At 60.6% G+C, this 12729-nt stretch carries 11 protein-coding genes; 5 read left to right on the top strand and 6 right to left on the bottom strand.

Going from position 1 to position 12729, the window contains the following annotated elements:
• Window positions 1-145: 145 nt before the first annotated feature.
• Window positions 146-1474: a tRNA (N6-isopentenyl adenosine(37)-C2)-methylthiotransferase MiaB gene (gene miaB / locus CGA21_RS13810; protein WP_177411634.1), complete on the bottom strand. Its 1329-nt coding sequence runs from the start codon at window positions 1472-1474 to the stop codon at window positions 146-148.
• Between the two features lie 133 nt (window positions 1475-1607).
• On the opposite strand from miaB, the gene CGA21_RS13805 reads away from it, so the two are divergent.
• The gene (locus tag CGA21_RS13805) at window positions 1608-1937 is read left to right on the top strand and encodes a DUF1820 family protein (protein ID WP_008066015.1); all 330 of its coding nucleotides are present in this window, start codon (window positions 1608-1610) and stop codon (window positions 1935-1937) included.
• A gap of 103 nt (window positions 1938-2040) precedes the next feature.
• On the opposite strand, the gene CGA21_RS13800 is transcribed toward CGA21_RS13805, so the two are convergent.
• The 4 genes from CGA21_RS13800 to CGA21_RS13785 form a co-directional block, all read right to left on the bottom strand.
• Complete coding sequence (locus CGA21_RS13800) at window positions 2041-2595, bottom strand: tetratricopeptide repeat protein (RefSeq protein WP_020798737.1); 555 nt, start codon at window positions 2593-2595, stop codon at window positions 2041-2043.
• Window positions 2596-2813: 218 nt separating this feature from the next.
• A complete protein-coding gene (hemL, locus tag CGA21_RS13795) occupies window positions 2814-4097 on the bottom strand; it encodes a glutamate-1-semialdehyde 2,1-aminomutase (protein ID WP_020798736.1) in 1284 nt (427 codons plus the stop codon).
• A gap of 15 nt (window positions 4098-4112) precedes the next feature.
• Entirely contained in the window at window positions 4113-4736 is a 624-nt protein-coding gene (thiE, locus tag CGA21_RS13790; protein WP_110750930.1) for a thiamine phosphate synthase, read from the bottom strand.
• A gap of 30 nt (window positions 4737-4766) precedes the next feature.
• Entirely contained in the window at window positions 4767-5564 is a 798-nt protein-coding gene (locus CGA21_RS13785) for a hydroxymethylpyrimidine/phosphomethylpyrimidine kinase (protein ID WP_008052407.1), read from the bottom strand.
• A 353-nt stretch (window positions 5565-5917) separates the two neighbouring features.
• Between CGA21_RS13785 and CGA21_RS13780 the strand changes: the two genes are divergently transcribed.
• The 4 genes from CGA21_RS13780 to CGA21_RS13765 all read left to right on the top strand — a co-directional run bounded on the left by CGA21_RS13780 (window position 5918) and on the right by CGA21_RS13765 (window position 12416).
• A complete protein-coding gene (locus CGA21_RS13780; RefSeq protein ID WP_188264361.1) occupies window positions 5918-8302 on the top strand; it encodes a hybrid sensor histidine kinase/response regulator in 2385 nt (794 codons plus the stop codon).
• A gap of 74 nt (window positions 8303-8376) precedes the next feature.
• A complete protein-coding gene (locus tag CGA21_RS13775; RefSeq protein WP_188264360.1) occupies window positions 8377-10026 on the top strand; it encodes an acyl-CoA dehydrogenase family protein in 1650 nt (549 codons plus the stop codon).
• Window positions 10027-10211: 185 nt separating this feature from the next.
• Window positions 10212-11711 (top strand): AMP nucleosidase, encoded by a 1500-nt coding sequence (gene amn, locus CGA21_RS13770; RefSeq protein ID WP_020798730.1) that lies wholly within the window; start codon window positions 10212-10214, stop codon window positions 11709-11711.
• A gap of 69 nt (window positions 11712-11780) precedes the next feature.
• A complete protein-coding gene (locus CGA21_RS13765) occupies window positions 11781-12416 on the top strand; it encodes a pseudouridine synthase (RefSeq protein ID WP_020798729.1) in 636 nt (211 codons plus the stop codon).
• Here CGA21_RS13765 and CGA21_RS13760 read toward each other — a convergent pair.
• Entirely contained in the window at window positions 12411-12620 is a 210-nt protein-coding gene (locus CGA21_RS13760) for a DUF2788 domain-containing protein (RefSeq protein ID WP_046815823.1), read from the bottom strand. The two genes, CGA21_RS13765 and CGA21_RS13760, sit on opposite strands and share 6 nt — an antisense overlap.
• Window positions 12621-12729: the final 109 nt, after the last annotated feature.

Genomic DNA, 12729 nt, shown 5'->3' with positions numbered 1-12729 from the left:
GGGATTTATCCCCGCTGGACTGCGTAGCAGTCCCATCTTTTTGGGGCCGCTGCGCAACCCAACGGGGCGGTGCGACGTTTCGCTAAATCCCCTCGCCACAAAATCCCCTCACCACAGAAGCCCGCTCCCATAGAGGGCGCGGGGGTTATTGGATCAACGAGCCCCGCAGCGAGTGCGGCTGCGCGGCGTCGATGTGCACATCCGCGAACTGGCCGATCAGGGTCGGATTGTCACAGCGGAAGTTGACGATGCGGTTATTCTCGGTTCGCCCTTGCAGCTCGCCAGGGTCTTTCTTGGAATAATCGGTTACAAGAATCCGCTGAGTCGTACCGACCATTTGTCGGCTGATTTCAAAGCCCTGCTGGTTGAGGCGATGTTGCAGGGCGTTCAGGCGCTCTTTTTTCAGCTCTTCCGGGGTTTCATCGACCAGGTCGGCGGCCGGAGTGCCCGGGCGCTGGCTGTAGACGAACGAATAGGAGAAGTCGAAACCGACGTCCTGAATCAGTTTCATGGTTTGTTCGAAGTCTTTCTCGGTTTCGCCGGGGAAGCCAACGATGAAGTCCGAACTGATGCAGATACCCGGCACGGCAGCGCGCAACTTGCGCAGTTTGGATTTGTATTCCAGCGCCGTGTGGTTGCGTTTCATCGCCGCGAGGATGCGGTCCGAACCCGATTGCACCGGCAGGTGCAGGTGTTTCACCAGCTCCGGCACTTCGGCGTGGGCCTGGATCAGGCTGTCGGAGAATTCCAGCGGGTGCGAGGTGGTGTAGCGGATGCGGTCGATGCCATCGACGGCGGCGACCACGCGGATCAGTTCGGCCAGATCCGCCAGGCGACCGTCGTGGGTCTTGCCGCGATAGCCGTTGACGTTCTGCCCCAGCAGCGTCACTTCACGCACGCCGTGTTCGGCCAGGTGAATGATTTCGGCAATCACGTCGTCGAACGGGCGGCTCACTTCCTCACCGCGGGTGTAGGGCACCACGCAGAACGTGCAGTATTTGCTGCAACCCTCCATCACCGACACGTAGGCGCTCGGGCCGTCGATGCGTGGCTCGGGCAAGTGGTCGAACTTTTCGATTTCGGGGAACGAGACGTCGACTTGCGGCAGCTTGGTGATGCGCGCGGCGTCGATCATTTCCGGCAGGCGGTGCAAGGTCTGCGGCCCGAATACCACGTCGACATAGGGCGCGCGGTCGCGAATGGCGGCGCCTTCCTGGCTGGCCACGCAACCGCCGACGGCGATCACCATGTCCGGGTTGGCCAGCTTCAGCTCGCGCCAGCGACCCAGCTGGGAATAGACGCGGTCCTGGGCGCGCTCGCGGATCGAGCAGGTGTTGAGCAGGATCACGTCGGCGTCTTCAGCGCGCGCCGTGACTTCCAGGGCCTGGTGTTCGCCCAACAGATCGACCATGCGCGAGCTGTCGTACTCGTTCATCTGGCAACCGTGGGTTTCGATGTAAAGCTTCTTGGCCATGGATAGAGTCATCACGTGATTCAAAGAACCGCGCATTATAGGGAACATGTCCTCAGGTTCCTACCGCTGCGCGTCCGGCGGCTATGCTATAGTTCGCGCCCTCATTTTTATTCCCCGATGTGTTTCGCCTGCCATGACCAAACGTGAAGCTCCAATCTACAAGGTGATTTTCCTCAATCAGGGCCAGGTGTTCGAAATGTACGCCAAGCAGATCTATCAAAGCGATCTGTGGGGCTTCCTGGAAGTGGAAGAGTTCGTCTTTGGCGAGCGCACACAGGTAGTCGTAGACCCGAGCGAGGAGAAGCTCAAGGCCCAGTTCGAAGGGGTCGTGCGCAGTTTCGTGCCCATGCATTCGATCGTGCGCATCGACGAGGTCGAGCGCCTGGGTACACCGAAAATCAGCGAAGCCCGCGGCACGGTCGGCAATGTGATGCCGTTTCCGGTGCCAATGCCTGAGAAGTAGGCTTCAAGACCGAGTCGCCCCTTCGCGAGCAGGCTCGCTCCCACAATAGATCAACTGTGGGAGCGAGCCTGCTCGCGAAGGGGCCGTCAGATCAATACTGAAGTCAGGGAAGCGGCGCGAACGGCGTCCGCCCATCGGCACTCTGCAATTCCATCAGGTATTTACGGAAGATTTGCCCCAGCACCTGAGTGGCGACTTCCAGTTCCTGGCGCGGCATCTTCTCGGCGACTTCGTCGGCGGTATCCAAGGCTTCTTCCGCACCGTTGACCGCCGCCATCTTCAGAACGATGTACGCCTGAATATTATTGGCCGGTACGCCCTCGCCGTGAAAGAACATGGTGCCGAGTTTGAATTGGGCCTGGGCATGGCCTTGCAGCGAGGCTTTTTCGAAGTAATTCAGGGCTTTATTGAGATCGCGTGGCGCGTTATTCCCATCGTAGTAGAACTCACCCAACTCGTATTGCGCTTGGGCATCCCCTTCATCCGACGCTTTCTGGCAGGCAGCCAGTGCCTGTTCCAGGTCTTGCGGCTGGGTATTGAGGGTGCAGCGACCCATCGCTGGGATTAACAACGAGTTACCGCCTGCTTGTGCGAGCGCGAGCAGGGGCTGAAGGAGCAACAGGCAGCCCAGTGAAAGGGCGCGGCCGGTGCGGTTCATGGGAATCGACTTACCTCTGAGGGGCGCGCGGACCCATCGAGGGGATCCAATAAGCGCGCATTATGAAATAAGCAGGGCCAACCTTACAAAGTCTTTACTCGTTTTTCTGCTGCGCGGGAAATATATCGCCCACTTAACAGGGATTATTAGCAGATGAGCAGGAAAAAGGGCAGGAGTGAAGGCTGACGCCGGCAAGAGCCAGCGTCAGCGCTACGGCGTTACTTCAGTGCAGCAAAGGCGCGCTCGGCGGCATCCAGGGTCAGTTTCAGCTCGGCTTCGCCGTGGGCGATCGAGGTGAAGCCGGCTTCGAAAGCGCTTGGCGCCAGGTATACGCCACCTTCGAGCATCAAGTGGAAGAAGCGGCCGAACAAGGCGGCATCGCTGGCCATCACGTCATCGAAGGTCACAATGTCGTCGGCACCGCTGAAGTACAGGCCGAACATGCCACCGGCCTGGGTGGTCACGAAGGGAATACCAGCCGCATCGGCGCGCACTTGCAACCCGTCGAGCAGGCGAGTGGTGTAGTCGGTCAGTTCGTCGTGGAAGCCCGGGCGGCTGATCAGGCGCAAGGTGGTCAGGCCCGCCGCCATCGCCAGCGGGTTACCCGACAATGTACCGGCCTGGTATACCGGACCCAGCGGGGCAATGCGCGACATGATTTCACGCTTGCCGCCGAAGCAACCGACCGGCATGCCGCCACCAATGATTTTGCCGAAGGTGGTCAGGTCCGGTGTCACGCCGTAGTGAGCCTGGGCGCCGCCAAGGGCAACACGGAAACCGGTCATCACCTCGTCGAAAATCAACACCACGCCGTGCTTGTCGCACAGGGTCCGCAGGCCTTCGAGGAACCCTGGGGCCGGCGGCACGCAATTCATGTTGCCAGCGACCGGTTCGACGATGATGCACGCCACGTCCTGGCCGACTTCGGCGAGCATGGCCTCGACGGCATCAATGTCGTTGAATGGCAGGGTCAGGGTGTGTTTTGCGAACGCCGCGGGTACGCCCGCCGAGCTCGGCACGCCCTGGGTCAAGGCGCCGGAGCCGGCCTTGACCAGCAGGCTGTCGGAGTGACCGTGGTAGCAGCCTTCGAACTTGATGATGCTGTCGCGACCGGTAAAGCCACGGGCCAGACGGATTGCGCTCATGGTCGCTTCGGTGCCGGAGCTGACCATGCGCACCATTTCCATCGACGGCACCAGCGAGCAGACGAGATCCGCCATCTGGGTTTCCATCTCGGTCGGCGCGCCGTAGGACAAACCGTGTTCAAGCTGCTTGCGCACGGCATCCAGGACTTGCGGGTGACTGTGGCCGAGGATCATCGGGCCCCAGGAACCGACGTAGTCCACATAGCGCTTGTCGTCTTCGTCGGTGACGTAGGCGCCTTCGGCATGCTTGAAGAACAACGGTGTGCCGCCAACGCTTTTGAATGCACGGACCGGCGAGTTCACGCCACCGGGAATGTGTTTCTGGGCATTGGCAAACAGGGTTTCGGAACGAGACATGATCGGGCTCTCAAATCAGATTTTCAGTAATTCGTTAAAGGCGCGGGCGCGGCGGGTCACTTCAGCCGTGCTCTCGGCGCCAAACAGGCCATGCACCACGGCGAGCAGATCGACCCCGTGGGCCACTAGCGGGGCGGCGTTGTCGAGGGTGATGCCGCCGATCGCGCAAATCGGCAGATGCAGCTTGCTGCGGGCCTGGTCGAGCAGGTCGAGACTGCAAGTCGGTGCGCCGGGCTTGGTGTTGGAATTGAAAAAACGGCCAAACGCGACATAGCTGGCGCCTTCTTTGGCGGCCTGCTCGGCGAGTTCGAGTTGTGCATGACAGGTTGAACCGATAATCGCCTTGGAGCCGAGCAACGCGCGGGCCGGGGTGAGCGGCCCGTCAGTCTGCCCCAGGTGCACGCCGACGTTCAGGCGCGCGGCCAGTTCGGCGTCGTCATTGATGATCAATCGGGTCTTGTAGCGATCGCACAGATCGCGCAGGGCTTCGGCTTCACGCAAACGACGGGCCTCATCGCTGCTCTTGTCGCGGTATTGCAGCAGGGTGACGCCACCTTCCAGCGCCGCCTCCACGTACGAAAGAAATTTACCGGCCAGCAACTGGCTGTCGGTAATGGCGTACAGGCCACGTAGTTTCATCAAGCAAGCCTCACCGCAGCTAATAGAGAGTTACGAACAGAAGTCCAGTGGCAGGCGGCGTGGCACGAATTGGCCTTTGCCCAACTGCTCCGCATCGCGCAGGGTGCGCCACGTGTAGTTAAGTGCAGTCTGTACGGCGCTGGCGAGGTTTTCACCTTGGGCCAGACGGCCGGCAAGCGCACTGGCCAGGGTGCAACCCGAGCCGTGATAGCTGCCCGGCAAACGTTGACAGGTGTAGGTTTCGCGCAAGCCGTCGCGGCTGTACAGGCGGTTGTGGATTTCGGTTTCGTCGCCGTGGCCGCCGGTGATCAGCAGGTGTTTGACGAACGGCAGGAGTTTTTCAGCGCACTCGTCCGCGGTGCCTTCAGGCAGTTCGGCGAGGATACGGGCTTCGGGAAGGTTGGGGGTGGCGATGATCGAGAGCGGCAGCAGGCGTTCGCGCATGGCGTAGCCGACTTCGTCCTTGCCCAGTCGACCTCCGCCACCGGCGCGCAGTACCGGGTCACAGACCACCGGCAAGTGCGGGTGCGCCGAAAGCAGTTCGACCACGGTGTCGACCATTTCCAGGGAGCCGAGCATGCCGAGCTTGACCGCCGCGACTTCGGAATCGTTGAGCACGGCATTGGCCTGGGCCAACACCCACTCACGGTCGAGCACGCGAAAGTCAGTGACATTGACAGTGTCTTGCACGGTCAGGGCGGTGACGGCCGGAGCCGCATGGCAACCCTGAGCGAGCAAGGCTTCGATATCTGCCTGCAAGCCGGCGCCACCACTTGGGTCGTGGCCGGAGAGACAGAGGACAACGGGGCGAGAGCTGTAGATATTCATGGTGCGCGAGCTTACCACCAAACATCTTTTTTCGAAGCCCGCTGCGCGACAGTCAAAAGATCGCAGCCTTCGGCAGCTCCTACAGGGTCTTCAGATCGACGCGAAAACCGTAGGAGCTGCCGAAGGCTGCGATCTTTTGATTTTTGTGACCAAACCAACAGCTCTATCTCAATAATCTTCGCTGGAACTACCGTTCTAGAGCCTTTGTGTGAAAAATTTCGGTAGTGCTCATTAGCCATCAACGGCTATGCTAGAGTGGATCCAAACCAATAACAGGTATCACCGGTTTTACGTCTGCTCAAAAGGAATGGGGGGCTTCCTGACAGGACCGGACAGGCCATGCTGGGGCATAAATGCGCTATTTGCTGATGTTTGTGTTGTGTTTGCCCCTCTTGGCGAACGCCGTTGAGTTCAATGAACTCACCCGAAGCCTTCCCCTCGGGCGAACCCTGCAAGTGTTTGAAGACGCGGGTGGTCAGGCGACTGTCGCGGATGTTCGTGCGCAGGCGGCAGCTGGCAACTTCAAGGCGCATGACAAGACCACCCTTAATGCCGGCTATTCGCGCTCGGTGTTCTGGCTGAAAATCGACCTGCATTACCGCCCTTCAAACCCGACTGCGCAACGGACGTGGCTGCTGGAGTTGGCTTACCCACCGCTCGATCACCTTGACTTGTATCTGCCTGACGCGAGCGGCAACTATCAATTGGCCAGGCAAACCGGCGACGCCTTGCCGTTCGCCAGTCGTGAAATACGCCAGAATAACTACCTGTTCACGTTGGATTTTACGCCTGACCAAGTGCAAACCCTGTACTTGCGCCTGCAAAGCCAGGGGTCGATCCAGGCGCCAGTTACGTTGTGGTCCAGCACGGCCTATCTCGAAGACCAACCGGTGCGCCTCTATGTGTTGGGGCTGATCTACGGTGTATTGCTGGGCATGCTGGTCTACAACCTGTTCATTTACCTCAGCGTGCGCGATACCAGCTATCTCTACTACATCTTCTACATCGCCTCGTTTGGCTTGTATCAGCTGTCGGTGAACGGCGCGGCCGTGCAGTATTTCTGGCCAGACAATCCCTGGTGGGCCAACGCTTCGACGCCTTTTTTCATCGGTTGTGCCGGATTGTTCGGTAGCCAGTTCGCCCGCAGCTTCCTGCAGACCGCCACCCTCAGCCGCTGGATGGACCGCTTGCTGCTGGCGTTGGTGGCATTCGGCGCGCTGGTAGTCGGGTTGTCCCTGATGACCAGCTATGCCTTGGCCTTGCGCCTGGCCACGACCCTGGCCCTGACCTTCACGGTGGTGATTTTTGCCGCGGGGATTTTCGCCTGGTTGCGCGGGTTGCGGGTTGCGCGCTATTTCATCATTGCCTGGTCGGCGTTTCTGCTCGGCGGCATCATCAATACATTGATGGTGCTCGGTTACCTGCCGAATGTGTTCCTGACCATGTACTCCAGCCAGATTGGCTCGGCCATCGAAGTGGCGCTGCTGTCCATGGCCCTGGCCGACCGTATCAACGCCATGCGCGAGCAGCAGGCGCAAACCCTGCTCGACGCCGGGCAAAAACTTGAGGCGCTCAACCAGCAGCTGGCACACAGCAACAAGCTCAAGGACGAATTCCTCGCCACCCTGACCCACGAATTGCGTACGCCCATGAACGGCGTGATCGGTTCGCTGGAGCTGATGCAGACCGTCGAGATGGACCCTGAGCTGGAGCAATATCAGCAAACGGCCGCCGGATCGGCGCGGGACATGATGCGCATGGTCAATGGCATTCTCACCCTGACCGAACTGCAGGCGGGCAAGCTCAAGGCTTCTGCGACCACCTTCAGCTTGCGCACCGTGGTAGAGGCATTGCGCGCCCAGTTCTACGGTAATGCCGCGAGCAAGTCGCTGGACTTCAAGGTCGACGTGGCACCGGGTGTGCCGGATCGCTTGGAGGGCGATAGCGCCAAGCTGGCGCAATGCCTGGAGTGCCTGCTGGATAACGCCATCAAGTTTACCCGGGTCGGCGGGCTGGCGTTACGGGTCACCGGGAAACCAGTCAACCCAGAGCGACTGGCGTTGTCCTTTGCGGTGATCGACACCGGTATCGGCTTCACTGACCTTGGAGAGGCGACGATGTATCAGCGCTTCTTCCAGCTCGATGGTTCGATGACGCGCGAGTACGGCGGCCTGGGTGTAGGCCTGGCCATCTGCCGGCAACTCGTGGAATTGCTCGGCGGACGCCTGACGCACCGCTCCGAGCCCGGGCGCGGCAGTCGTTTCCAGCTTGATGTCGAATTCGACATTGCCACACCGCAGCGACCTGCCACACCGATCGCGCCGCGGGAATCGTCCCGGCTGCGCCAGCCTCAGGATTGCAGCGTATTGCTGGTGGATGACAGCAACGTCAACCAGTTGGTGATGCGCGGCATGTTGCTCAAGCTCGGGTTTCGCGTGCGCACCGCCGACAGCGGCTTGGCCGCGCTGGATTTTTTGCAGCGCGAAACCTTCGATGCGGTGCTGGTCGATTGTCAGTTGCAGGCGCTCGACGGCGTTTCCGTGTGCTGCCGGATCCGGGCATTGCCCGGTTACGCGCAAGTGCCGATATTCATGATCGCCCTGGGGGCTGATCTGGAGCGCTGCGAGAGCGGCGCGATGATTGACCATTTGAGCAAGCCGGTGAAATTCGAGGACTTGCAGGTCGCGCTTTATCGTCGCGTGCTCTGTTCCGAGCAGGGCGAAAGCGCCGACAGTTAGGCAGATATGACACTTTGATCGGCCAAGGGGCGGTGCTTAACTGAAGTCCCTTGGCTGAGCAAAGGAGCCCCGTCATGAACCTGCATCAGTTCGCCGAAACCCACGAAGTCACCAACCAGCCACCGTCGCTGGATGGCGCCAACCTGTATCGCATCGACCTGCCCCTGCAGGAGTGGGCGCGGCGTTTCGGGGCCGGTTGGGCCGAATCGCGGATCGATGCGTACGGCGCGCTCGCTGGTGGACCGCTGATGGCGGCGGGTTTCCTGGCCAATCAGAACAAGCCGATTTTCAGCAGTCATGACCGCTATGGACATCGTATCGACCTGGTGGAGTTTCACCCGGCCTATCATGAACTGATGCGCGCAGCGATCGAGCATGGCCTGACCTCGTTGCCCTGGGCGCACCCACAGTCCGGTGCGCATGTCGCCCGCGCCGCCATGACCTACCTGCATAGCCAGGCCGAAGCCGGCAGCGGTTGCCCGTTGACCATGACCTTCGCCAGCGTCCCGGCGCTGCGCCTGCAACCGGACCTGGCGGATCAATGGCTGCCGAAGATCCTGTCCACTGAGTACGACCCGCGTAATGTCGGCATGGCCCACAAGGCCGGCGTCACGATTGGCATGGCCATGACCGAGAAGCAGGGCGGCACCGATGTCCGCGCCAATACCACCAAGGCTTATCCGGTGGGCGCCAGCGGTCCTGGCCAGGCGTACGAATTGGTGGGGCACAAGTGGTTCTGTTCGGCGCCCATGTGCGATGCCTTCCTGACCCTGGCGCAGACGGACAAAGGGCTGACCTGTTTCCTGCTGCCGCGCCATCGGCCGGACGACACGCGCAATCAGTTCTACATCCAGCGCCTGAAAAACAAACTCGGCAACTGTTCCAACGCCTCCAGCGAAGTGGAATTTCGCGGGGCCTTGGCATGGATGGTCGGTGAGGAAGGGCGCGGCGTGCCGACGATCATCGAGATGGTCGCCATGACCCGTTTCGATTGCATGGTCGGCTCAAGTTCGTTGATGCGCCAGGCGCTGACCCAGGCCAGCCACCACTGCGCCCACCGCAAGGTTGGCGGCAAGTTGCTCAGCGAACAGCCCCTGATGCAGAACGTGCTGGCGGACCTGGCGCTGGAAAGCGAAGCCGCCCTGGCCTTGAGCCTGCGCATGGGGCGGGCGCTCGATCATCTGGACGACTCACAGGAAGCCAGGTTCGCCCGGCTGGTGACTGCGGTGGGCAAGTACTGGATCTGCAAGCGCGCGCCGGCCATGATCAACGAAGCCGCTGAATGCATGGGCGGGGCGGGGTACGTGGAAGACAGCATCTTGCCGCGCCTGTACCGCGAGGCTCCGGTGAATTCGACCTGGGAAGGCTCCGGCAACGTGCAATGCCTTGATGTGCTGCGCGCCTTGTCCAAGGAACCGGGCGTGCTCGATGCATTGTTCAGCGAATTGGGCGATGGTCATGGCGATAAACGCCTGGCCGCGCACATCGCCCAATTGCAGTCGGCCTTCAAGGATACCGACGATATTCAATACCGTGCCCGGCAGTTGACCGAAGACATTGCCCTAGGGTTACAGGCGAAGCTGTTGTTGGAGGCGGGGAATACGGCGGTGAGTGACGGGTTTATCGCCAGTCGCCTCAATGGTGGCGGTCGGGTGTACGGTGCGTTGCCGCGTGGGGTGGATGTTGAGGCGATAGTCGCTCGGTCCGCCCCGCAAGGATTTTGATCGCAATCAGATGAGCACCACCCAACCCTGTGGGAGCGGGCTTGCTCGCGAAGACGGAGTGTCAGTCGACATCAATGTAGCTGACACTCCCTCTTCGCGAGCAAGCCCGCTCCCACATTTGATCGTCGGTGAACATTCTATTTGTACACTGGCCACTGTTCCCGTGAAGCGACGATACAGGCAAGATGAAGGCCTGCAAGTCAGAACACAGGATGCTGATCGTGACCGAAGCTTTTATTGTCGTTCAAACCGCCGAGCAAGCTGTAGACCGGCTTGCGCTCTTGCACAATCGTGCAACCACCGCTCTGAGCCAGGCGCTCAAGCGTTATCTCAAGGATCGTGTCGAGCCGGACGCCGAACAACGGGCAATGTTTCGTTATCCCGAACTGCGTCTGACCTACCACTGTCAGGGCGAAGTCCCGCAGACCACGCGGGCCTATGCCAAGGTCCAGTTGCCAGGCACCTACAGCGTCACCGTCACCCATCCCGCTGCCTTCCGTAAATATCTGCTGGAGCAACTCGTGCCGTTGATGCACGACTTCACCGTGACCGTAGAGGTCGGTGTCAGCCAGCAGAACATTCCTTATCCATACGTAGTCGAGCAGGGCGATGAGTTGGCCGGCTCCGGTGTCACCGCCGCCGTGCTGGCACGGGTGTTCCCGAGCACCGACCTGTCGGCAGCGACCGACGGTATTGCCGACGGCTTGTACGATTGGGAAAACACCGATCCGCTGCCCTTGGCGCTGTTCGATGCCGCCCGGGTGGATTTTTCCCTGCGCCGTCTGGTGCATTACACCGGTAGCGACTGGCGGCATGTGCAGCCATGGATCCTGCTGACCAACTATCACCGTTACGTCGACCAGTTCATCGTCCATGGCCTGGAGCAACTGCGCAAAGATCCACGCTTCGTGCGCATGGTGCTGCCGGGTAATGTGATCATCGAAAAGAGCATGGATCACGGTGAAGCCTCGGCGATTGCCGCGGGTGTGGTCTGGCATCGCTACCAGATGCCGGCCTACCACCTGATTGCCACTGATGGTCACGGCGTGACCCTGGTCAATATCGGCGTCGGCCCGTCCAACGCCAAGAACATCACCGACCACCTGGCGGTACTGCGTCCGCATTGCTGGTTGATGATCGGCCACTGCGGCGGGTTGCGTCAGTCCCAGACCATTGGCGACTACGTGCTGGCCCACGCCTATATGCGTCGTGACGGCATTCTCGACCGGGTCGTGCCGCCAAATATTCCGATTCCGGCCCTGGCCGAAGTGCAACTCGCACTGCAACAGGCGGCGGCCAACATCACCGGCGAAAAGGGCGACGAGCTGAAAAAGCGCCTGCGTACCGGCACCGTGCTGACTTACGACGACCGGAACTGGGAGCTGCGCTGGGCCCAGGAACGGCCACTGATCAACCTGTCCCGCGCCGTGGCAGTGGACATGGAAAGCGGCACGATCGCGGCCCAGGGTTATCGCTTGCGGGTGCCTTACGGCACGCTGCTTTGTGTGTCGGACAAGCCCCTGCACAGCGAGATCAAGTTGCCTGGTTCAGCCAACGCCTTTTATGAACGCGCGGTCAGCCAGCACTTGAAAATCGGTATCGAAGCCGTGGACCTGTTGCGCACAGAGCTCAACTCGTTGCACTCGCGCAAACTGCGCAGCTTCGACGAGCCGCCGTTCCGCTGATTTGGCGATGGTCATTTAACGGTCGGGCTACTAGCATTAGCAGCCCTGACCGTTAGATGTTCCTTCACCATGTCCCGTGTGCAACGTCCTGTTTCCCGCCGCCCTGGCGCAAAGCCATCCCCTGCAGCCCCGCGCCGTGTCGCCAAGGCGCCTCCCGCTGCGCCCAGGCTGATCCTGTTCAACAAACCCTTCGATGTGCTGACGCAATTCAGTGACGCAGAAGGGCGCGCGACCCTCAAGGACTACATTGATGTCCCGGGGATTTACCCCGCAGGACGGCTGGACCGCGACAGCGAAGGTCTACTGCTGCTGACCAACGACGGCCAGCTCCAGGCACGCATCGCCGACCCGAAACACAAACTGGCCAAGACCTACTGGGTGCAGGTTGAAGGCGAGCCGAGTGCCGAACAGTTGCAACGCTTGCGTGACGGTGTCGAATTGAACGATGGCATGACCTTGCCTGCGCAGGCGCGGCAACTGGATGAGCCGCCGTTGTGGCCGCGTAACCCGCCGGTACGCTTTCGTAAAAGTGTGCCGACCAGTTGGCTGGAACTGGTGATTCGCGAGGGTCGCAATCGGCAGGTGCGGCGGATGACGGCGGCGGTCGGGCTGCCGACGTTGCGGTTGGTGCGTGTCAGGATCGGCGACTGGACGATCGAAGGGCTCGATCAGGGCCAGTGGAAGGAAGTGCCAGCGCGCTTATAAAGTGCCGGTTTCGATCAGGCCAATCACCACGCTCTTGATCACAAATGCAGCAACGCCAAGGCCCAGCACGAAAAACAGGATAAACGAGCCAAACCGTCCGGCCTTGGACTTCTTCGCCAGATCCCAGACGATGAAACCCATGAAAATGATCAGTATGCTGACCAGGCCGGTCATCATCCACTCTTCGAAAACTGCAGGATCCATTGAACATCTCCGCGCGGGCGAGGCTAAAAGGGCGCGGCGAGTATACGCCAATGGATGTTGGCTATGAGTTGACCTGCGGCAGTGTGTCGCAGCTATTCGTCGCCCGACC

This window comes from Pseudomonas sp. PSB11, assembly GCF_014596605.1.
GTDB classification, from domain to species: Bacteria; Pseudomonadota; Gammaproteobacteria; order Pseudomonadales; family Pseudomonadaceae; genus Aquipseudomonas; species Aquipseudomonas umsongensis.
Note: the sequence above shows the minus strand (reverse complement) of the source record. Positions and strands in the feature narration are given on the sequence as shown.